The organism is Vulcaniibacterium tengchongense, assembly GCF_003814555.1.
Classification (GTDB): Bacteria; Pseudomonadota; Gammaproteobacteria; order Xanthomonadales; family Xanthomonadaceae; genus Vulcaniibacterium; species Vulcaniibacterium tengchongense.
This window is the reverse complement of the sequence record NZ_RKQN01000001.1, coordinates 1,336,341-1,358,104: the sequence shown is the minus strand read 5'-3', so window position 1 is coordinate 1,358,104 and position 21,764 is coordinate 1,336,341. Positions and strand designations below refer to the sequence as shown.

Sequence of the window (21,764 nt, the reverse complement as noted above, 5' to 3'; positions counted from 1 at the left end):
CCGTTCCTCTCCACCGTTCTGGTCCGCCATGCTCCCCACCGTCCTCCGCCACCTCGAAGCCCTGGTGTCTTTCGACACCCGCAACCCGCCGCGCGCGATCGGCACCGGCGGCATCTTCGACTACCTGCGCGCGCAGCTGCCCGGGTTCCGCATCGAACTGACCGACCACGGCGACGGCGCGGTGTCGATGCTGGCCGTGCGCGGCCATCCGCGCCGGCTGTTCAACGTGCACCTGGACACGGTGCCCGCGTCGGAGGCGTGGAGCGCCGATCCGCTGCGGCTGCGCGTGGACGGCGACCGCGCGATCGGCCTGGGCGCCTGCGACATCAAGGGCGCCGCGGCCGGCCTGCTGGCCGCCGCCGCCGCGACCGAAGGCGACGCCGCATTCCTGTTCTCCACCGACGAGGAAGCCAACGACGCGCGCTGCATCGCCGGCTTCCTCGCCGCTTCGCACGGGTTCCAGGAGGCGATCGTCGCCGAGCCGACCCGTTGCGAGGCGGTGCTGGCCCACCGCGGCATCAGCTCGGTGCTGCTGCGCTTCCGCGGTGCCGCCGGCCATGCCTCCGGCGTCGACGCGATGCAGGCCAGCGCGCTGCACCAGGCGATGCGCTGGGGCGCGCGCGCGCTCGACTTCGTCGAAAGCCAGGCGCACCAGCGCTTCGGCGGGCTGACCGGGCTGCGCTTCAACGTCGGCCGGGTCGAGGGTGGCATCAAGGCGAACATGATCGCGCCCAGCGCGGAGGTGCGTTTCGGCTTCCGCCCGCTGCCGTCGATGTCGATCGACGCGCTGCACGAGCGCCTCGGCACCCTGGCCGAGCCGGGCGCGATCGAGCGCTACGAGGAGACCTTCCGCGGCCCCTCGCTGCCGGCCGGCGACGTCGCCGACGCCGAGCAGCGCCGGCTCGAAGCCCGCGACCTCGCCGATGCCCTGGGCCTGCCGATCGGCAACGCGGTCGACTTCTGGACCGAGGCCTCGCTGTTCTCGGCGGCCGGCCTGACCGCGCTGGTCTACGGCCCGGGCGACATCGCCCAGGCGCACACCGCCGACGAGTGGGTGTCGCTGCAGCAGTTGCAGCAATACACCGAGTCCATCGTCCGCATCCTCGGCCGACCATAGCGCCGACCCGAAGCCCGCCCGGCACCCGCACCGAAGACGCTACAAGAATGAACGACGCCCGCGACATCCAGACCCGCCAGACCATCGTGCGCCTGCTCTCGAGCATGGCCAGCGCGAAGGAGATCTCGCAGTACCTCAAACGCTTCTCCCAGCTCGACGCCAAGCGCTTCGCGGTGGTCAAGGTCGGCGGCGCGGTGCTGCGCGACGACCTGGAGGCGCTGACCTCGTCGCTGGCGTTCCTGCAGGACGTCGGCCTGACCCCGATCGTGATCCACGGCGCCGGCCCGCAGCTGGACGAGGAGCTGTCGGCCGCCGGCATCGTCAAGAAGACCGTCGACGGCCTGCGGGTGACCTCGCCGGAGGCGCTGGCGATCGTGCGCCGGGTGTTCCACGCGCAGAACCTCAAGCTGGTGGAGGCGCTGCAGGCGTTCGACGCGCGCGCGACCTCGATCGTCTCGGGCGTGTTCGAGGCCGACTACCTCGACCGCGACACCTACGGCCTGGTCGGCGAGGTGAAGAAGGTCGACCTGGCGCCGATCGAGGCCAGCCTGCGCGCCGGTTCGATCCCGGTGATCGCCAGCCTCGGCGAGACCGCCGGCGGGCAGATCCTCAACGTCAACGCCGACTTCGCCGCCAACGAGCTGGTGCAGGTGCTGCAGCCGTACAAGATCGTGTTCCTGACCGGCACCGGCGGCCTGCTCGACGACCAGGGCCGGGTGATCGACTCGATCAACCTGTCGACCGAGTACGAGCATCTGATGGCGCAGCCGTGGATCAACGGCGGCATGCGGGTGAAGATCGAGCAGATCAAGGACCTGCTGGACAAGCTGCCGCTGACGTCCTCGGTGTCGATCACCAAGCCGTCGGAGCTGGCCAAGGAGCTGTTCACCCACAAGGGCTCGGGCACGCTGGTGCGGCGCGGCGAGCGGGTGCTGCAGGTGTCGCGCTGGGACGAGCTGGACCTGGAGCGGCTGCGCGGGCTGATCGAGTCCGCGTTCGGCCGCCGCCTGCTGCCGGACTACTTCGAGCGCACCCGCCTGCACCGCGCCTACGTCAGCGAGAACTACCGGGTCGCGGTGATCCTCACCGCCGAGGACGCCGGCATCTACCTCGACAAGTTCGCGGTGCTCGACGAGGCGCAGGGCGAGGGCCTGGGCCGCGCGGTCTGGCAGGTGATGCGCGAGCAGAACCCGGCGCTGTTCTGGCGCTCGCGCCACGGCAACCCGGTCAACCCGTTCTACTACGCCGAATCCGACGGCTGCCTCAAGCAGGAGAAGTGGAAGGTGTTCTGGTACGGCATGGACGGTTTCGACGCGATCGCCCGCTGCGTGGCGCACTGCGCGGAGCGGACCGCGACGCTGAAGGATTGAGCGCCCTGCGAGGGCACGGAGACCGGAAATGAGCGACGGCAAGACAGCCTGGAGCACTGCACCGACGCTGCGCGGCCGCCACGTCGCGCTCGAGCCGTTGCGGCCCGGGCACGCCGAGGGCCTGCGCGCGGCGCTCGGCGACGGCGAGTTGTCGCGGCTGTGGTACGCGAACGTGCCGGCGCCGGAGCAGGCCGCCGACTACGTCGCCGCGGCGCTGAAGATGCAGGCCGAGGGCAAGGCGCTGGCGTTCGCGGTCCGCGACGCCGCCGGCGCGATCGTCGGCAGCACCCGTTACTACGACCTCGACCCGGCGGTGCCGCGCCTGCAGATCGGCTACACCTGGTACGCGCCGCGGGTGCAGCGCACCGGCCTCAACACCGAGGCCAAGCTGCTGCTGCTCACGCACGCGTTCGAAGCGCTGGGCTGCATCTGCGTCGGCTTCGAGACCAGCTGGTTCAACCAAGCCTCGCGCGCGGCGATCGCCCGCCTCGGCGCCAAGCAGGACGGCGTGCTGCGCAGCCATCGCCGCCACGCCGACGGCAGCGTCCGCGACACGGTCGCGTTCTCGATCCTCGACAGCGAGTGGCCGGCGGCGAAGCGCAACCTGATCCACAAGCTGCAACAGCACGATTCCAAGGGAGATGCGACCCGTGGCTAGGACTGTAGGCATCGTCGGCGCGCGGGGCTACGTCGGCTCGGAACTGATCCGGCTGCTCGCCGCCCATCCGCAGTTCGAACTGGCGTTCGTGTCCTCGCGCGAACGCGAGGGGCAGCCGCTGGCCGCGCACGAACCGGGCTACGCCGGCGAACTGCGCTACGTCGCGCACGGACCCGAAGCCGCCGCCGGGCAGGGCGTGGACGCGCTGGTGCTGGCGCTGCCGAACGGCAAGGCCGCGCCGTTCGTCGCCGCCGCGGAGGCGCAGGCGCCGCGAACCGTGGTCGTCGATCTGTCGGCCGACTACCGCTTCGACGACGGCTGGTACTACGGCCTGCCGGAGCTCACCCGCGGGAAGTACGCGGGCCAACGCAGGATCAGCAATCCCGGCTGCTACGCCACCGCGATGCAGCTGGCGGTGGCGCCGATGCTGGACGCGCTGGCCGGGCCGGTGCAGTGCTTCGGCGTGTCCGGCTACTCCGGCGCCGGCACCACGCCGTCGGACAAGAACGACCCCGACAAGCTGCGCGACAACCTGATGCCGTACTCGCTGACCAACCACGTGCACGAGCGCGAGGCGACGCGCCAGCTCGGCCACGAGGTGCAGTTCCTGCCGCACGTGGCGCCGCATTTCCGCGGCCTCACCATTACCGCCAACCTGCCGCTGGCGCGGGCGTTCGCGCGCGAGGAGGTCGTCGCGCGCTACCGCGCCCGTTACGCCGGCGAACCGCTGGTGCGGGTGGTCGACGAGGCGCCGTGGGTCAGCCGCATCGCCGGGCGCCACGAGGTCGAGCTGGGCGGCTTTACCCTGTCGCCGGACGGCCGCCGCCTGGTCGCGGTCGCCACCGAGGACAACCTGCTCAAGGGCGCGGCGACCCAGGCGCTGCAGAATCTCAACCTGGCGTTCGGGTTCCCCGAGACGACGGGTATCCCGCTGTGACGCCGTCGCCCGCCGGAGCGGGAACCGATGCCTTCGCACGGGCATCGGATTCCCGCTTCCGCGGGAATGGCGAATCGATTTCCCCGGAGGTCCCCATGTCCGAACTGTTGTGGCAGAAGCCCGGCGTCCAGGTCGACGCGCGGATCCAGCGGTTCCTCGCCGGCGAGGACGTGATCCTCGACCGCGAGTTCTTCCTGTTCGACATCCAGGCCAGCCGCGCGCACGCGCAGGGGCTGCGGCGCATCGGCATCCTCGACGCCGGGGAACTGCTCGGGCTGGAACGCGAGCTGGAGGCGCTGGCCGAGGATTTCCGCGCCGGCCGCTTCGTGCTCGACGAGCGCTACGAGGACGGCCATTCGGCGATCGAGGCGCGGCTGGTCGAGCGCCTCGGCGACGCCGGCAAGAAGATCCACACCGGCCGCAGCCGCAACGACCAGATCCTGGTCGCCACCCGGCTGTGGCTGAAGGACCGGCTGGCGCGCCTGGCCGCGCTGTGCCGCGAGAGCGCGCAGGTGGCGCTGGCGCGCGCGCAGGCCGAACGCGACCTGCCGTTGCCGGGCTACACCCACCTGCAGCGCGCGGTGGTGTCCTCGCTGGGCATGTGGTGGGCGGCCTGGGCCGAGGGTTTCATCGACGACGCCCAGCGCGCCGCGCAGACGCTGGCTTGGGTGGACGCCAACCCGCTCGGCAGCGCCGCCGGCTACGGCGTCAACCTGCCGCTGGACCGCGACCACACCGCGGCGGCGCTCGGCTTCGGCCGGCTGCAGGTGGCCGCGGCCTACGCGCAGCTGTCGCGCGGCAAGTTCGAGATGGCGGCGATCGAGGCACTGGGCTCGGCGCTGCTCGACCTGCGCCGCCTGGCCTGGGACCTCAGCCTGTTCACCAGCGCCGAGTACGGCTTCGTGGCGCTGCCGGCGCAGTACACCACCGGCAGCTCGATCATGCCGAACAAGCGCAACCCGGACGTGATCGAGCTGATGCGCGGCACGTACGCGTCGGCGGCGGCCGCGCGCACCGAGATCGAGCAGTTGCTGTCGCTGCCGTCGGGCTACCACCGCGATCTGCAGTTCTCCAAGGGCGCGATCTTCCACGCCTTCGGCCGCGGTTTGGGCGCGCTGGAACTGCTGCCCGATCTGTTGCGCAACCTGGAGTGGAAGCCGGAGGCGATGCGCGCCGCGCTCGACCCGTCGATGTACGCGACCGACCTGGCGGTCGATCTGGCGCGGCAGGGTTTGCCGTTCCGCGAGGCCTATCGCCAGGCCGCCGATCCGGCGCGCTGGGCGCAGGGCGATCCCGCCGCGAGCCTGGCCGCGCGGGTGTCGCCCGGCGCCGCCGCCGACCTGCGCCTGGACGAGTTGCGGCGGCGGCTCGAGGCGCTGGCCGCGGCATGAGGGAATGAGGTTTCGTCATGTGCACGCGCCCGCCCGCCGCCCACAATCGCGTCGATGCGGTCGCCGGCGTGCATGTCGACGGACGCGCCGCGGCCCGACCTGCGAAGCAGCCATGAGCGCCTCCGACTTCCATCCCCAGGCCCTGCCGAACTGGCGCCGCGCGGTGCTGAAGGTCGGCAGCAGCCTGCTCGCGGGGTTCGCCGACCGGCCGGCCGGTGCCGGCCTCGACCCACGCCACGCCGCGCCGCTGGCGGGATTCATCGACGCGGCGCGGGCGCAGGGGCGCGAGGTGGTGCTGGTGTCGTCCGGCGCGGTCGCCGCCGGCCGCGGCCGCATCGCCGCGGGCGAGGGCGGGTTGCTGCAGCGGCAGGCACTGGCCGCGTTGGGGCAGGCCTCGCTGATCGGCTTCTGGCAGCAGCTGTCGGCGGCGCCGGTGGCGCAGGTGCTGCTCTCGCACGACGACCTGCGCAACCGCCGCCGCTACCTCAACGCCCGCGCCACCCTGCGCGAACTGCTGCGGCTGGGGGCGCTGCCGGTGGTGAACGAGAACGACACCGTCGCGGTCGACGAACTCAAGCTGGGCGACAACGACAACCTGGCCGCCGCCGTCGCCTCGCTGGTCGACGCCGAGCTGCTGCTGATCGCCACCGACATCGGCGGGCTGTACAGCGCCCATCCGCAGCGTGACCCGTCCGCGCGGCCGATCGCGTACGTCGAGCGGGTGACGCCCGAGCTGCTCGAGGCCGCCGGCGGCGCCGGCGCGCTCGGCATCGGCGGCATGCGCACCAAGTTGGAGGCGGCGGCGAAGGCGGCCGCGGCCGGCGTCGCCACGGCGTTGTTCTGCGGCCGCGACGAGGCCGCGGTGCAGGCCCTGGCCGAGGGCCGGCTGCAGGGCACGCTGGTCGCCGCGCAGGGCGACCGCCTGCGTGCGCGCAAGCAATGGCTGCGACACGCGCCGGCGTCCGGGCGCGTGCAGGTCGATGCGGGCGCCGTGGCGGCGCTGCACCGGCGCGGCGCCTCGCTGCTGCCGGGCGGAGTGGTCGCGGCCGAGGGCGAGTTCCGCCGCGGCGACGTGATCGAAGTGGCGCGCGACGGCGTTCCGTTCGCGCGCGGCCTGGCCCAGTACGGCGCGGCAGAGGTGCGGCGCATCGCCGGCCGGCACAGCCAGGACATCGAGTCGGTGCTCGGCTACCGCTACGGCGAGGCGGTGGTCCACCGCGACGACCTGGTCCTGCTCGATACGGAGCCGATGGCATGAACGCCGCCCCGCCTTCCGGCTACGTCCGCGCGCTGGCGCAACGCGCGCGCGAGGCCGCGGCCGCGATCGCCGCGCTCGACGGCGCCGGCCGGCGCGCGCTGGTCGAGACGATGGCCGCGCGTATCGAGGCCGGGCACGACGCGATCCTGGCCGCCAACGCCGAGGACCTGGCGCGCGCGCGCGCCGCCGGGCTCGGCGCCGCGCTGCTCGACCGCCTGCTGCTCGATCCCGCCCGCGTCGCCGCCCTGGCGCAGGCGCTGCGCGAGGTCGCCGCGCAGCCCGACCCGCTCGCCGGCGCGACCCGGCGCGAGACGCGGCCGAACGGCCTCGTCGTCGAACGCCGGCGCGTGCCGCTGGGCCTGGTCGCGATGATCTACGAGGCCCGCCCCAACGTGACCGCCGACGCCGCCGCGTTGTGCCTGAAGGCCGGCAACGCGGTGCTGCTGCGCGGAGGCTCGGAAGCGCGCGCCAGCAACGCGGCGATCGCCGCCTGCCTGCACGCGGCGCTGCGCGCGCACGCGCTGCCCGAGGCCGCGGTGGCGTTGGTCGCCGACCCCGCCCGCGAGCACGTGCTGGAGTTGCTGCAGCTCAGCGACCTGGTCGACCTGGCGATCCCGCGCGGCGGCGAGGGCCTGATCCGCTTCGTCGCCGAGCACGCGCGGGTGCCGGTGATCAAGCACTACAAGGGGGTCTGCCACCTCTACGTCGACCGCGCCGCCGACCTGGGCAAGGCGCTGGACCTGCTGGTCGACGGCAAGGCCTCGCGCCCCGGCGTGTGCAACGCACTGGAGACGCTGCTGGTGCATCGCGGGATCGCCGCCGCGTTCCTGCCGCGGGCGCTGGCCGCGCTGCGCGGGCGCGGCGTGGAGGTGCGCGGCTGTGCCCGCACGCGCGCGCTCGACGCGGAGGTGAAGCCCGCGAGCGAAGCCGACTACGCCGCCGAGTTCCTCGACCTGATCCTCGCGGTGCGGGTGGTCGACGACCTGGACGAAGCGCTGGCGCACATCGCCCGCCACGGCTCCGACCACACCGAGGTGATCGCCACCGAGGACCCCGCCGCGGCCGAAGCCTTCGTGCGCGGCACGCGCAGCTCGGCGGTGATGGTCAATGCATCCTCGCGCTTCAACGACGGCGGCCAGCTCGGGTTGGGCGCGGAGATTGGCATCTCGACCACGCGGCTGCATGCCTACGGGCCGATGGGCGCCGAGTCGCTGACCATCGAGCGGTTCGTGGTTCGGGGGGAGGGGCAGGTGCGGCATCCGGAGCTGCTGGGAGCGAAGCGTTGAGCCGGGTGTGATTTGTAGCGATCGGGCTTCAGAAGGCTTCCGTCCGCCTGCCAGCGGCCGGGTCACGTTGTGTTGCTGGTCCAAAAGCCCGACTGGATGCCCGCCGGTCAAAAGCGAGCAAAGAAACGGCCTCCTCGACAGCGCAATCCGGCGGCCGGTGACGACTTTGCAGGCGTTCCGATTCGCCATTCCATGACCCAGTTTGAAAGCGGTGCACGTCCTTGTGCGCCGCCCTTCGGCTAGGGAGTGGGTGGGCGGTCGAAAGCCGAAGCCAAAGCCACAAGCCCGGAGGTCGGCGGGGGGCGCGTTCCGTGGTCGTTGGGCGGCTGCCGGTACGTGGTCGCAGGCACTTGCATTGCCGTCGCCGGGCGAAGAGCATGGGCTTTCGCCTTTGGGGGAAGCGCGGGGATGGAATTGCTGACGCTGGAGCATTTCGCCGGTCATGTGAACGAGACGTTCTCGGCCGCGCTCAACGACGGCGAGATCCCGTTCGTGCTGGTCGAGGCGCGTGGTCTGCCGCTCCGGGGGGCGCAGGGGATGCGGATGCCGTTCTCGCTGTTGTTCCGCAATCCGTCCTCGTTCCTGTTCCCGCAGCAGATCTACCGGATGCGCCATCCCAGGCTCGGCGAGCTGGGCATCTTCCTGGTGCCGGTCGCGCGCGAGCGCGAGGGCTTCCTCTACCAGGCGGTCTTCAACTGAGCGGGCGTCGGCTCCCGGTGACCGGACCTGGACTGCGCGGGCGCGAATCGGGCGAGCGCTCGCGCTATGCCCAGCGCATCCGCAGGTAGGCGCCTTCGTCGGCGACGACGGCGAATCCCAGCCGCAGGTAGAGCCGGTACGCGCCTTCGTTGCTGCGCAAGACGTGCAACTGCAGGCCGCGGTTCAGGTCGGCGGCCTGGCGCTGGCCGTCGCGGATCAGCAGCGTGCCGATGCCCTGGTAGCGCCATGCCGGCAGCAGGCTGATGTCGATCAACAGGAAGTCGCCGCGCCGATCCGGCCCCGAGCCTCCGCCCAGGGCGTGGCCGCGATCGAGACAGCGGCGGCCGACCGCGACGCCGTCGCGCTCCAGCACCGCGAACTCGGCCCGCGGGTAATGCCGGCGATGGTGCTGCGCCTGCGCGGCGAACTGCTGCTCGAGGAAGGTGCGGCGCATCGGCTCCGGCCAGTCGAGGCCGGCCAGTTCGTGCTCGCGGGTGCCGGCGTAGAGCGCGCGCAGGAACGGCGCGTCGTCGTCGCGTTGCGGGCGCAGGCGCAGGCCGCGCTCGCGCAGGGCGGCCTGCATGGTTTCGTCCGCGGCGGCCGCGCCGGCCATGGGCACCGCTCGCGGCTCAGTCGAAACTGGGGAAGACCCCCTGCAGCGCGATGCAGAAGTTCATCGCCAGGTAGGGCTGGCGGTTCTCGTGCGGCTGGCCGCCGCCCGACGGCAGGACCACGTTGGCGGCGAAGGCCGCGGGGCTTCCCCCGGGCGCGACGAACGGCGAACTGCCGCCGGGATTGGACAGCGCGTTGCCCGCCGCCGGTGTGCTGGCGCGCTTGCTGTTGTCGGGCTGCGCGTAGAGCGTCGCGGCATGCTGGTGCGCCGGGAGCTGCGCCGTGCTCAGCGTCACCGAGTTCTCGCCGAAGGCCGCGCCGAGCGGGCGTTCGGTCAGGCCCGGCCCCTGGCCCTGGCCGCAGGCGGCGCGGTTGGTCAGGTTGGGCAGGGCGAACGTGGTGCGACCGTCGCCGCCGTAGGTGGTGCCGAGCAGCGAGAACAGCGCGGTGTTCTGCTGTATCGCCAGCTGCGCGCCGTTGCACATCGCCCAGCCGCGCGGCGCGAAGTTGAAGCCGAAGATCTGGATTTCGCCGATGAAGGGCTCGGTCATGGGGTTCCCCTGCGTTCCGTGGCGGTCGCGCGGACGTCAGTTGTGCTGCGGGAAGATGCCGTCGGTGGCGATGCAGTACTGCAGCGTCAGCGTCGGCATCAGGTTGTCGTGCGGCTGGGTGCCGCCGGTCGCGCTGGTCGAACTGGCCGACATCGCCGCCGGGGTGGTGCCGGCCAGGTCGGTCACGTACATGGTGTCGCCGCTCAAGGCGCCCAGTTCGACCGACGCCGATGGCGTCCCGCTGCTGGCGGCGGCGGTGGTGGCGAGGAAACCGTGGGTGTGCGCCGGCATCTGGCTGGGGACCAGCGTGATGTGCTCGCTGCCGCCGAATTCGCCCGGCGTGTAAGCGCTCAGGCCGGGGCCCTGGCCCCAGTGCAGCGGGATCTGGCCGCGCAGGTCGGGCACGCCGAACGTGCTCTCGCCGTCTCCGCCGTAGGTGGTGCCGATCAGCGTGAACAAGGTGGGGTAGTCCGAGATCGGCTGCACGCTGCCGTCGCAGGCCTTCCAGCCGATCGGGACGCGGCCGAAACCGAACAGGCGGATCTCGCCGATGAAGGGAGTGCTCATGCGAAGGACCTCCGTGTGGTCGGGCGGCGCGTTTCAGTTCCGGGACGGGAAGATGCCCTGCAGCGCGATGCAGAAGCTGATGCAGCGATAGGGTTGGCGATTCTCGTGCGGCTGGGTGCCGCCGGCGCTGCTCAGCGTGGACGGATCCAGCGCGACCTGCGGCCCGCCGCTGTTGGCGTAGATCGGGGTGGTGGAGCCGCCGTAGAGATTGTCGGTCGGGCGGCGGGTGGTGCCGGCCGCGGTCGAGCCCTGGAACAGGTGGCTGTGCGCCGGCATCTGCTGGCCGAGCAGCGTGACCGACTCGCTGCCGCCGGTAGCGCCGATCGTGTACGGCGGCGGATTCCACGACGGATCGGCCGAGGCGCCGGCGCCCACCGGCGTGCGCCCCTGCAGGTCGGGCAGGGCGAAGGTAACGCGGCCGTCTCCGCCGTACTGGGTGCCCAGCAGCGAGAACAGCGCCTGGTTCTGGTTGATCGGCAGCAACTGCCCGTTGCACAGCGCGAAATTCTTGGGCGCGAAATCGAAGCCCACGGGCATGACCTGCCCCAGGAAGACTTCCGTCATCTCCGTATCCCCTTGTCCGTTGTCCCCAGGTACGCCGCCGCTCGCGCCGCACCGGCGCACTATGAGCCGCTTGCGGCGGCCCGCGCAACCGACCGGGCGCGCCGCCCGGGCGCGATTCCGATGAACGGCCGCCGGCGCTGTCCGGTTTTTTGCTTGAATGCCATTTCGCGTGGACGGGGTGGACCGTCCTGCGCGGAAGGGGACGGTCCGCCAGCGGACCGGAAGGGCAGGACGCCGCATCACGACGTCGCCTGCCGCAAAAGGGGGACGTCATGCAGTTATCGGCAGTGAGTGCGGCCGTCGTCGAGGCCGTCGGCGCTTGCAACCGCAGGGTCGCCCGCGGTGTCGCGGCGGTCGCGGGGCGCGGGTTCGGATCGATCCGTTGGCGGCGGAGACTGGCGGTGCTGTGCGTGGCGTTCGGCCTCGCCGGCCCCGCCTGGGCCGTGTGCCCGTCGCCGCAGACGGCGACGGTCGCGTCCGGCGGCAGCGCCACGTTCAACTGCTCGGTCTGGGGCTTCGAGTTCCCGGTGCCCACCGCCGCCCACGGCGCGATCCACTACAGCGGCGCCACGCTGGTCTACACCAACAACGGCGACGGCGCGACCTCCGACACCTTCCAGGCGGTCAACTCCGACGACGGCGCCACCGTCACGTTCAACATCACCGTGCAGCCGCCGACCTCGGCGATCACCGTGTCGCCGGCGACCCTGCCGGCGCCGCGCGCCGGCGTGGCCTACGGCCAGACCCTGACCGCCAGCGGCGGCGCCGGGCCGTACAGCTACAGCTGGAGCGGCAATCCCGCCGGGCTGAGCCTGAGCGCCGGCGGGCAGATAACCGGCACGCCGACCGCTTCGGGCATCCACACGATCACCGTTGCCGTCACCGACTCCTCGGCGACGCCGGAGACCGCCACCAAAACCTACACGGTCGACGTGCAGCCGCCGCAGCTGTCCTTCAACAACACCGGCCTGGCGGCGGGTTACGTCGGCGCAACCTACAGCCACACCTTCGTCGGCTCCGGAGGCACCGAGGACTACACGTTCTCGCTCGACTCCGGCAGCCTGCCGCCGGGACTGAGCATCACCGCCGACGACCGCCTGGCCGGCACGCCGACCACCGCGGGCACCTACACCTTCCGGGTGCGGATGGACGACGCGACGACGATCTCGACCGGCGGCGACCACTTCATCGCCCGCGACGTCACCCTCGTCGTCAACGCCATCGCGATCACGCCGACGACGCTGCCCGGCGGCGTGGCGTACGTTCCGTACAGCCAGAGCCTGACCGCCAGCGGCGGCACCGGCAGCTATGCCTTCTCGCTGGCCTCCGGGACTCTGCCGGCCGGTCTGTCGCTGAGTTCCGGCGGCACGCTGTCGGGCACGCCCACCGCGGTCGGCGCCTACCACTTCACCGTGCGCGCCACCGACAGTGGCAGCGGCGCCTTCGCCGAGCAGGCCTACGCGGTCGCCATCGCGGCACCGACGATCGCGCTGTCGCCGTCGGCGCTGCCCGACGGTACCGCCGGCGTGGCCTACAGCCAGGCCTTCAGCGCCAGCGGCGGCAGCGGGCCGTACTCGTTCTCGCTGGTCTCCGGCGGGCTGCCGGTGGGGATGTCGCTGAGCAGCGCCGGCGCGCTCTCGGGCACGCCGGCGGCGGCCGGCCGCTACAACTTCACCGTCCGCGCCACCGACGCCAACGGCTTCAGCGGCGATCGCGCCTATGCGCTGACGGTCGCCGCCGCCACGATCGTGCTGTCGCCGGCGACGCTGCCGGACGCTACGGCCGGCATCGCCTACGGCCAAGCCTTCAGTGCCAGCGGCGGCAGCGGGTCGTACTCGTTCTCGCTGGTCTCCGGCGGGCTGCCGGTGGGGATGTCGCTGAGCAGCGCCGGCGCGCTCTCGGGCACGCCCAGCGTGGCCGGGGCCTACAACTTCACCGTCCGCGCCACCGACGCCAACGGCTCGACCGGCGACCGCGCCTACTCGCTGACGGTGGTCGCGCCAATCGTCGCGGTGTCGCCGGCCTCGCTGCCGAACGGGACCTTGGGCGTGGCCTACAGCCAGACTTTCACCGGCAGCGGCGGGACTGCGCCGTACACGTTCTCGCTGGTGTCCGGCGGCCTGCCGGTCGGGATGTCGCTGAGCAGCGCCGGCGCGCTCTCGGGCATGCCGGCGGCGGCCGGCCGCTACAACTTCACCGTCCGCGCCACCGACGCCAACGGCTTCAGCGGCGATCGCGCCTATGCGCTGACGGTCGCCGCCGCCACGATCGTGCTGTCGCCGGCGACGCTGCCGGACGCTACGGCCGGCATCGCCTACGGCCAGACGTTCAGCGCCAGCGGCGGCAGCGGGCCGTACAGCTTCTCGCTGGTGTCGGGCACGTTGCCGGCCGGGCTCAGCCTGAGCGGTACCGGCGCGCTCGCCGGCACGCCGACGTTGCCCGGCAGCTACGGCTTCACCGTGCGCGCGCAGGATGGCTTCGGCTCCGAAGCGACCCGGAACTATGCGCTGGTGGTGCGGGCCGCCGTGCCGGTCGCCGCCGACGACGGCGCCAGCGTCTACGCCGGGCAGTCGGTCACCGTCGAGGTGGTCGGCAACGATACCGGCGACATCGGCGCGGTGACGCTGGTCGCGGCGCCGGGCCACGGCAGCGTCGCGCCGAGCGGGCTGGCGTTCGTCTACACCGCCGCCGCCGGCTATGCCGGCAGCGATTCCTTCACCTATACCGCCAGCGGCCCGGGCGGCACCTCGAACGTCGCGACGGTGACGGTGACCGTCGCTCCCTTGCCGGTGCCGGTCGGCGCGGCGCAGAGCGTGACCACGGTAGCGGGGCAGGCGGTGTCGTTCGACGCCGCCAGCGGCGCCAGCAGCGGCCCGTTCACCGGCCTCGGCATCCTCGCCGCGCCGGCCGAGGGTACGCTGCAGGTATCGGGCACCACGATCACCTACCTGCCGCCGGCGACCGCGTCCGGTTCGGTCACCGTGCGGTACACGTTGAACAACGGCTTCGGCCCGTCGGCGCCGATCGTGTCGACGATCGCGGTGCAGCCGCGGCCGGTCGCGGTCGCCCACCAGCTCAGTACGACGATGGGCGTGCCGGTCGCCGTCGACCTGACCACCGGCGCCAGCGGCGGACCGTTCACCGCGGCGGCGGTGGTGTCGCTGACGCCGGCGAACGCCGGCAGCGCGACGATCCAGTCCACCGGCAGCGGCGCCGGCCAGGGCTTCCGGCTGGCGTTCGCCCCGGCCGCGGGCTTCGTCGGCGCGGCCGAGGTCCGCTACACGCTCAGCAACGCCTATGCGACCTCGGCGCCGGCGGCGGTTGCCGTGCAGGTCGCCGACCGCGGCGATCCGTCCGACGATCCCGACGTGCAGGGCCTGCTGGCGGCGCAGAGCGAGGCGGCCAAGCGCCTCGCCGCCGGCCAGATCGGCAACCTGCAGTCGCGGATGGAACGCCTGCATCGCGGCGACGGCGGCGGCTTCGACAACCGGCTGACGTTCTCGTTCGGCACGCCGTGCCCGCAGGGCCGGCCGTCGTCGCCGGCGCAGGCTTGCGCCCAGCGCCGGGACGACGAGGACGCGGCGGTCGCACCGCAGGCCGCGCCCGCCGCCAGCGGCGGCGGCGCGTTCGGCGCCTGGATCGCGGGCAGCGTCCGCTCCGGCGACCTCGACGCGCGCCGCGGCGGCAGCGACGCGCTCGACTTCGAGACCAGCGGCGTCACCCTCGGCGTCGACCGCCGCTTCGCCCCGGGCTTCGTCGCCGGCGTCGGCGTCGGCTACGGTCGCGACAGCACCGACGTGGGCGAACGCGGCGCGCGCAGCAAGGCGCGCGCCAGCAGCCTGGCGCTGTACGCCAGCCACCGCGCCGGCGAGGCGTTCTTCCTCGACGGCCTGCTTGGCTACCAGTGGCTGTCGTTCGACTCGCGCCGCCACGTCGATGCCAACGGCGCGCGCGTCTATGGCGAGCGAGACGGCTCGCAGTGGTTCGCCTCGCTGGCGGCCAGCTACGAGCACCGCGACGAGCGCAAGACGGTGGCGCCGTACCTGCGCTTCGACCGCGCCCGCGCCACCCTCGATGCGTTCACCGAGCGCGGCGACCCGATCCACGCGCTGCATTACGGCGAGCAGAAGATCGACGTCGCCACCGGCAACCTCGGCCTGCGGCTGGAGTTCCACCACCGCGTCGGCGGCGGGCTGCTGTCGCCGCTGCTGCGGCTGGAGTACCAGCACGACTTCGACGACAACGGCGCGGTGACGTTGAACTACGCCGACCTGCTGTCGGGGCCGTTCTACCGCGTGCAGGTGCCGGGGCAGGAGCGCAACCGCTTCGTCTTCGGCGCCGGCCTGATGCTGCAGGCCGAGCGCGACTGGACGCTGCGCGCCGAGTACCGCGGCCTGGTCGACGCCGACCGGCAGTCGGAGCACGCGATCCTGCTGAACGTCGAGAAGGAGTTCTGAGGTTCGCGGCCGCGCGCGGGACTGCGCGCGGCCGTCGCAACGGGCGACGGAAGTTCCGGGGCGCCGTCGGCGGCGGCGAGCCGGGCGCGGGGGCGGCCGTGGAGAACGAGGAGCGTGGCGGTCGGCGGCATCCGGACGGGGCGGCGAGCGGCGCGAGCCGCATGAGGCCCGCTCGCCCCTTCTCGGTCAGGCCACCGTCGCCTCGACGGCGGCGGACGGACGCACCGCCTCGCGCACCGTGCGCGGCACCGCTTCGTCGGTCATTTCCAGCGTCATCACCTTGCCCTGCTGCAGCGCCTGCGCCAGCGGCATGCTGGCGCCGAGCGCGGCGGCGATCTGCTCCAGCCGCACCGGCGGCGTCGGCGAGCGCTTGTCGCGCCCGGCGAAGCGCCAGCGGTTCAGCTCGGCCCAGCCGGTGAGCACGCAGGCCGCGATCACCGCCAGCAGCGGCAGCGACAACAGCAGGAACGGTTCCAGCCGGTGTTCGCGCAGGTAGAGTTCCAGCACCGCCACGCGGATGCCGAGCAGCCACAGCAGCAGCGTCACCAGCGGCAGCCACAGGTACAGGTACAGCGCCCAGAACGCCGCCGTCACCAGGCCCCAGAGCGTGCGCGCCACCAGCGGCTGCGCCTGCGGCCTGGAAATCACGCGCGAATCGTATTTCATCGGATCCCCCTGTCCGGGCTCACCCACACGGCCCGGGCATTGCGCGGCTTGAGCAGGGCCTTCGGCAGCGCGACGACGGTGGTCGCCCAACCGACGAGCCAGTAGGCCATCGGGTACCAGATCATCCAGTAGTAGTTGCGGCCGACGCGGGTCTCGTAGCGGCGGTCGATGATCATGCTGGCGGCGAATTGCAGCAGGCACACCAGCGCCAGGATCACGCCGTGCCAGCGCGGCAGCAGCGTCTCGACGTGGAGCGCCGGCGGCAGGGCGACGAACAGGCCAAGCGCCCACAGCACCACGATCAGCAGCATGGTGTAGGCCCAGGCCACGCTGAGCAGGTACTCCAGCACCACGCCCCACATCCGCCGCTTGCGCCACGCCAGCATGTCGGCGGCGTAGCGCCGCATCACCTCGACGCCGCCCTGGGCCCAGCGCAGGCGCTGGCGCCACAGGCCGCGCAGCGTCTCGGGCATCAGGATCAGGCACAGCGCGTTGGGCTCGTAGCGGATGTCCCAGTGGTCCAGCTGCAGGCGCCAGCTGATGTCGATGTCCTCGGTCACCATGTCGTCCGACCAGTAACCGATCCGGTGCAGCGCGGTGCGGCGGAACGCGCTGATCACGCCGGACACGGTGAACAGGCGCCCGTAGACGCGCTGGGCGCGCTTGATCATGCCGATGATCGACGAGAACTCGCCGACCTGCATGCGGCCCAGGAGGGTCGAGCGGTTGCGGATGCGCGGATTGCCGGTGACGGCGCCGACCCGGGGACCGGAGGTCAGGTGCCAGACCATCCAGTGGGTGGCGTATTCGTCCAGCAGCGCATCGCCGTCGATGCAGACCAGGTACTCCGATCGGGCGGCCAGGGCGCCCATGCGCAAGGCGTTGGCCTTGCCCATGTTGCGGTCCAGGCGCAGCACGCGCAGGCGCTCGTGTTTCGCCGCCAGCGCTTCCAGCTTCTCCGCGGTGTCGTCGCGGCTGCCGTCGTCGATCGCGATCACCTCGAAGTGCGGGTAGCGCTGGGCCAGCGCCGCGGCGACGGTGTCCTCGACCTGTTCGCCCTCGTTGAAGCAGGGGATCAGGATGGAGGCCATCGGCGCATGCTCCAACGGCGGCGGTTCGGTGCGCGGGCGGGCCTTGCGTTCCCGCCGCCAGTAGTAGTACAGCCCGCCGGAGACCCAGAAGAACGACATCACGATCGGGTAGAAGAAGGCGAACGCGAACAGGTAGTGCAGGGGGTAATCCAGCGCGAATTCCATGGCGGGAGCCTCAACGCTCGATGTAGGGGAAGGAGCGCGCCGAGATCGCCTCGCGCGCGTCGCGCAGCGGGGGCACGTCGTCGATGAAGTTGTCCGGGTACCAGGCGACGTGGCGAGCGCCCCGCGCGAGCAGCCGGCGGACCTGCGCCTTCAGCCGTTCGGTCGGGATCGGCCTGTCGGTGCGCCAGTCCACGGTCTGCAGCTCGAACACCGTGCGCGCCAATCCGTCGGGCGAGCGGGCGACTTCCTCGAGCAGGCGGTCCAGCCAGGCCTGGGGTTCGCGGCTGCCTTCCATCCACGGCATCGCCATCACCGCGGTGTAGTCGTAGGCGCGGTTGAACGCATCCAGGCGCTGGGCGAACCAGGCCTCGCTCCCGGGCTGCAGCACCGGCGCGGCGAACAGGTTGCGCACCGTGACCAGCTTCGGCCGCCACTTGCCCGCGGCGCGGTGCAGCTCCAGGGTGAAGTCGATCAGCGCCTGGGTGCGCGCCGTGGGCGTGGCCGGGGCGACGCCGACCAGTTCGTCCTCGCGCAGCAGCGCATCGTCGTGGAACAGCAGGCCCTCGATGTAGCTGTTGACCGCCAGGTCCTCGTAGATCTCGGACACGATGCGGCGCGTCTGCGGCTTGAACGGATCGAGGCGGAAGGTCTCGGCCGGGTTGCGGCTGTGGATGGCGAGTTCCTGCCGCTGCGCCGGGTCGGGCAGCTCGAAGCCGAGCACCGGCAGCCAGGCGAACACCTTCACCTCGGCGCGCGTGCGCAGCTGCCAGGCCACGCGGTTGAACAGGTCCGCGCGCATCGGCAGGTGGCGGTTGGGGAAATACAGCGCGTCCGCCGAGCCGTTGCCGTCCGGGTCGGCGAAGGCTTGCAGGAACACGTGGGTGGGGCCGATCTGCTTGACGCGCTCGACCAGCTTGTCGAGGTTGCGCGCGGCCTGCTCCGGGTCGGGGTCGTAGACGTAGTCCAGGTCGATCTGCAGCCCGCGCAGGCCTTCCAGTTCCTCGTCGTGGCGCAGTTCGTAAGCGAGGTCGCCGACGTTCGGGTTGTCCATCAACAGCAGGCGGGCGAGGCCGTGCAGGTCGCCGGTGACCTTCTGGCTGCGGCCCTCCAGGTCGAAGGTCACCCGCATGCCGAGTTCGTCGGCGATGCGGTTGGTCTGGCTGCTGTAGGCGGCGTACGGCCACACCATCGCGCGCGGGCGGCGGCCGAGCTCGCGCTCGATCGTGCCCGCGCTGGTGGCCAGGTCCCGGCGGATGCGCGCCAGGTATTCGGCCTCGCTTTCGTAGCGTCGCCGTTGCGGGTCGTAGATGCGGGTCACCGCCGCCGGCGTGGTGTTGCCCTGCGGGTTGGCGTTCACGCCGTGGTGCAGGTCGTGGCTGTGCGAGGCGACCTCGACCAGCCCCGAGGCCTGCATCTCGCGCAGCTGCTCCCAGGTCAGGAAGTCGTCGCGGTCGAACGGGCGGGGCCCGTAGTCGATCGTGCGGCCCGGGGGCAGGTCGACCCAGTCGGTCACCACCGCGACCAGGGCCGGATAGCCGTAGGCGCGCAGCAGCGGAAAGACCCTGGTGTAGACGCTGCGCAAGCCGTCGTCGAAGGTCAGCAGCACGGCCTTGTCGGGCAGTGTGCGCTCGCCGCGCGAGGCGGCGATCACGTCGTCCAGCGACACCGGCCGGTAGCCGTGCCCGGCCAGCCAGTCCAGATGTGCGGCGAAGTTCTGCGTCGACACCGCGTACAGGTCCGCATCGCCCTTGCGGGCGACGTCGTCGCGGACGTCGTGGTAGCTCAGCACCAGCAGTCCGGACGCCGCCGCGGGCGCGGCGAACACCGCCAGGAGCAGCGCCAGCGCATGCGTCAGAACGAAGATTGCGCGACGGCTCATGTCACTCCCCCCAACGGAACGCGAGATCGAAACCCAGGCGCCGCTCGCGCGCGCCGTCGTACACCGGCCGCGACCAGCTCACCCCGTACTGCAGCACCCGGCCGACGCCGAACTTCCATTCGTGCTCGTAACGCAGTTCCGGCACCCAGGCGCTGCCGTAACCCTCCTGCCGGTACGGGCCGGCGGCGACCGTCACGCGCTGGCGCAGGTGGCGGTCGTAGCGGCGCCAGGCGATGTGGTCCAGGCGCGCGCCGAGCCGCAGCGAAGCGTCCCGGCTCGGATTGAAGTAGGGCACGTCGTCGTCGCTGCCGCGGCTGGCGTAGAGGCCGGCAAGGCCGTCCACCCGCAGGTGCGGCCGGGTCAGGAACCGACGTTCGGCGTCGATCGTGAACGCATCGCGTCGGTTTCCGTCGTCGTAGCGCAGCTGCCGGTAGCCCGCGTCGAGCAGGGCGTGGTCCGATGGCCGCCAGCTCACGCCCACGCTCAGGCCGTCGGCGGTGATGCCGGCGCGGCGCGCCTGCAGCGAGGCGTCGGGAGTCAGGGCATGCCAGCCTGCGCGGGCGCTCCAGGCGTCGGCGAGGCGCCAGCGCGCGGTCAGGTAGTAGCCGGTGTCGTCGCTCGCCCAGTCGTCCAGCGCGCGCTCCACCCCGGCCTCGGCCTGCAGCCGGTCGAACGCGTACGAGACACCGGCGCCGGCGCGGCGGTCGTGCACGCGCGCATCCTCGTAGTCGGCCCAGGCGTCCTGCGTCGACGCGGTCAGGCGCCAGCGGTCCGCCAGCAGCGGGCTCTGGACCGCGAGACGGTATTCGCCGTCGCGGCTGCCGAACGGCGAGGCGTCGCCGTCGCTGCGGCCGGTGGCGGCGTCGAACTGCCATTGCCAGCCGACCCGGCTGTCCCAGCCTTCCGCCATCCGCCGCACCTGGACGTTGCCGGGGCGCGTGGCCAGCAGCCGGTCGTGCAGCGGACGGGCCAGGTCGACGCGGTCCAGGTCGAGCAACGCGCCGATCTGGCCGAGCCGGGCCCCGACGTGCTCCGGCTCCAGGGTCGAGGCGATGCGGAAGCGTTCGAGCGCGCGTTCGCTCCAGCCGCGCGCGCGGTAGACCTCGCCGACGTAGGCCTGCAGCCCGGCATTGTTCGGGCCGAGCGCGGCCATGGCCTCGAGCTGTGCCTGCGCGCCGGCGGTGTCCTGGCCGTACAGGTGCAGCAGGGCCAGGTTGCTGTCGACGTCGTAGCGGCGCTGGTTCGGATGGCTCAGTCGCGCGCCGGGGGCGCGCAGGAACGGCGGCTCCTGCGCGCGCAGCTGTTCCAGATGCGCCTCGGCGGCGGCGAAGTTCTCGCCTTCGGAATAGGCGTAGGCCAGCAGCAGCCGGGCGTCCCAGTCTTCCGGATACTCGCGCGACACCCGCTCGAGCAGCCTCGCCGCCTCGTCCGGGTGGCGCTCGGCCAGCAGCGATTCGGCGACCCGCGCCAGCGCGTACGGCGGCACCTCGACGCCTTCCGCCTGCAGGGCGCGGTAGCCCGCGATCGCCTCGGCGTGGCGCTCGGTCCGGTTGAGCAGCACCAGTTCGTCGAAACGGGTGCGCAGGTCGGCGTGGCGCTCGCCGGCGCCGCGCTTGCCCTGGTACTCGTCGAGGGCCTGCCGGGCCAGGCCCGTCTCCTGCGCGCGCGCCTCGTCGCTCTCGGCGTACAGCCCGCCCCAGGCGATCAGCCGGGCCAGGCGCGCCGACTCCAGGCGCCGCGCCTGCGCGTCGTCGAACAGCTCCGGCCGGGCGCGGTACAGCGTCCAGGCGCGGTAGCTGGCGCCGATGTCCAGCAGGGTGAGGGTCCGCACGCGGTAGAGCTCGGCGTCGTCCGGGCGCGCGGCGCGCGCGCGCTCGACCAGCGCCAGCGCGCCCAGCCAGTCGCGTTCCGCGCGGAGGGCTTGGATCTGCTGCAGGGACGGCGCGGCAGCAGGTTCGGCGGCTGCGCTCGGCGCGGAGGCCAGCCCCAGGGCGACGGCCAGGGGCAGGGCGAGACGTGGGGGAGCGGGCATGGAGACGATCCGTGTTCCGGAAAGGAATCGTTAAAGTGAGAAAAATATCACACTTTGCGAGGTGATCGTACGCAAAGACCATGCCAGAAACCCGGAGTACGGCCCGGTGCCTACATAAATGGAATGCTGCCTGGCCGGTGCCGGGTCGGCTTCGGGGGGGCGGGATGGATCGCTCGCGCCTCGCCGTGCGATGGGCGGAACGGCGCGAAGATCGCGACGAACGACAAGCAGGCGGGGCGGGCGCCGCGCGAGAGCAGCGGGAGGGCGAAGGGCGAAAAAAAACCGGCGCCTGGGCGCCGGTTTCGGATGCCGCCATCGACCGCTTGGGCGATCGACGGTGCGAATGGGTTGGTCGGGGAGACAGGATTTGAACCTGCGACTTCTACGTCCCGAACGTAGCGCTCTACCAGGCTGAGCTACACCCCGACTGAGCCGCAAATTCTAGTCAGTCGACCGCGGCATGC

General features: G+C 72.3%; 17 protein-coding genes and 1 tRNA gene. 9 read left to right on the top strand and 9 right to left on the bottom strand.

Going from position 1 to position 21,764, the window contains the following annotated elements; genetic code table 11:
• Positions 1-28: 28 nt before the first annotated feature.
• The 8 genes from EDC50_RS06135 to EDC50_RS06100 all read left to right on the top strand — a co-directional run bounded on the left by EDC50_RS06135 (position 29) and on the right by EDC50_RS06100 (position 8,716).
• Entirely contained in the window at positions 29-1,117 is a 1,089-nt protein-coding gene (locus EDC50_RS06135; protein ID WP_123769534.1) for an acetylornithine deacetylase, read from the top strand.
• Positions 1,118-1,164: 47 nt separating this feature from the next.
• Positions 1,165-2,487: an acetylglutamate kinase gene (locus EDC50_RS06130; protein WP_123769533.1), complete on the top strand. Its 1,323-nt coding sequence runs from the start codon at positions 1,165-1,167 to the stop codon at positions 2,485-2,487.
• A 28-nt stretch (positions 2,488-2,515) separates the two neighbouring features.
• Positions 2,516-3,145 (top strand): GNAT family N-acetyltransferase, encoded by a 630-nt coding sequence (locus tag EDC50_RS06125; RefSeq protein WP_123769532.1) that lies wholly within the window; start codon positions 2,516-2,518, stop codon positions 3,143-3,145.
• The gene (gene argC, locus EDC50_RS06120) at positions 3,138-4,082 is read left to right on the top strand and encodes an N-acetyl-gamma-glutamyl-phosphate reductase (protein WP_425477882.1); all 945 of its coding nucleotides are present in this window, start codon (positions 3,138-3,140) and stop codon (positions 4,080-4,082) included. Before EDC50_RS06125 ends, argC begins: the two co-directional genes overlap by 8 nt.
• Before the next feature lie 95 nt (positions 4,083-4,177).
• On the top strand, positions 4,178-5,473 hold the full coding sequence (gene argH / locus EDC50_RS06115) for an argininosuccinate lyase (RefSeq protein WP_123769530.1): 1,296 nt from the start codon (positions 4,178-4,180) through the stop codon (positions 5,471-5,473).
• 112 nt (positions 5,474-5,585) lie between these two features.
• Positions 5,586-6,731, top strand: a complete 1,146-nt coding sequence (proB, locus tag EDC50_RS06110; RefSeq protein WP_123769529.1) for a glutamate 5-kinase — start codon at positions 5,586-5,588, stop codon at positions 6,729-6,731.
• Positions 6,728-8,017: a glutamate-5-semialdehyde dehydrogenase gene (locus EDC50_RS06105; protein ID WP_123769528.1), complete on the top strand. Its 1,290-nt coding sequence runs from the start codon at positions 6,728-6,730 to the stop codon at positions 8,015-8,017. The genes proB and EDC50_RS06105 overlap by 4 nt, the downstream gene beginning before the upstream one ends.
• Positions 8,018-8,425: 408 nt before the next feature.
• Entirely contained in the window at positions 8,426-8,716 is a 291-nt protein-coding gene (locus tag EDC50_RS06100) for a DUF6916 family protein (protein WP_123769527.1), read from the top strand.
• 64 nt (positions 8,717-8,780) lie between these two features.
• On the opposite strand, the gene EDC50_RS06095 is transcribed toward EDC50_RS06100, so the two are convergent.
• The 4 genes from EDC50_RS06095 to EDC50_RS06080 are packed head-to-tail and all read right to left on the bottom strand — an operon-like array spanning position 8,781 to position 11,010.
• Positions 8,781-9,329, bottom strand: coding sequence for a GNAT family N-acetyltransferase (locus EDC50_RS06095; RefSeq protein ID WP_123769526.1), 549 nt, complete (start codon positions 9,327-9,329; stop codon positions 8,781-8,783).
• Positions 9,330-9,345: 16 nt separating this feature from the next.
• The gene (locus EDC50_RS06090; protein ID WP_123769525.1) at positions 9,346-9,879 is read right to left on the bottom strand and encodes a phage tail protein; all 534 of its coding nucleotides are present in this window, start codon (positions 9,877-9,879) and stop codon (positions 9,346-9,348) included.
• 36 nt (positions 9,880-9,915) lie between these two features.
• The gene (locus EDC50_RS06085) at positions 9,916-10,446 is read right to left on the bottom strand and encodes a phage tail protein (RefSeq protein WP_123769524.1); all 531 of its coding nucleotides are present in this window, start codon (positions 10,444-10,446) and stop codon (positions 9,916-9,918) included.
• A 33-nt stretch (positions 10,447-10,479) separates the two neighbouring features.
• The gene (locus tag EDC50_RS06080) at positions 10,480-11,010 is read right to left on the bottom strand and encodes a phage tail protein (RefSeq protein WP_123769523.1); all 531 of its coding nucleotides are present in this window, start codon (positions 11,008-11,010) and stop codon (positions 10,480-10,482) included.
• A gap of 401 nt (positions 11,011-11,411) precedes the next feature.
• Between EDC50_RS06080 and EDC50_RS06075 the strand changes: the two genes are divergently transcribed.
• Positions 11,412-15,467, top strand: coding sequence for a putative Ig domain-containing protein (locus tag EDC50_RS06075; RefSeq protein ID WP_123769522.1), 4,056 nt, complete (start codon positions 11,412-11,414; stop codon positions 15,465-15,467).
• A gap of 186 nt (positions 15,468-15,653) precedes the next feature.
• On the opposite strand, the gene pgaD is transcribed toward EDC50_RS06075, so the two are convergent.
• The 5 genes from pgaD to EDC50_RS06050 form a co-directional block, all read right to left on the bottom strand.
• Positions 15,654-16,133, bottom strand: a complete 480-nt coding sequence (pgaD, locus tag EDC50_RS06070; RefSeq protein WP_123769521.1) for a poly-beta-1,6-N-acetyl-D-glucosamine biosynthesis protein PgaD — start codon at positions 16,131-16,133, stop codon at positions 15,654-15,656.
• Positions 16,130-17,389, bottom strand: a complete 1,260-nt coding sequence (gene pgaC / locus EDC50_RS06065; protein WP_123769520.1) for a poly-beta-1,6-N-acetyl-D-glucosamine synthase — start codon at positions 17,387-17,389, stop codon at positions 16,130-16,132. Before pgaC ends, pgaD begins: the two co-directional genes overlap by 4 nt.
• 10 nt (positions 17,390-17,399) lie before the next feature.
• Positions 17,400-19,268: a poly-beta-1,6-N-acetyl-D-glucosamine N-deacetylase PgaB gene (gene pgaB, locus EDC50_RS06060; protein WP_123769519.1), complete on the bottom strand. Its 1,869-nt coding sequence runs from the start codon at positions 19,266-19,268 to the stop codon at positions 17,400-17,402.
• Position 19,269: 1 nt separating this feature from the next.
• The gene (pgaA, locus tag EDC50_RS06055; protein ID WP_123769518.1) at positions 19,270-21,300 is read right to left on the bottom strand and encodes a poly-beta-1,6 N-acetyl-D-glucosamine export porin PgaA; all 2,031 of its coding nucleotides are present in this window, start codon (positions 21,298-21,300) and stop codon (positions 19,270-19,272) included.
• A gap of 349 nt (positions 21,301-21,649) precedes the next feature.
• A tRNA-Pro gene (locus tag EDC50_RS06050) sits at positions 21,650-21,726 on the bottom strand.
• Between the last annotated feature and the right edge of the window lie 38 nt (positions 21,727-21,764).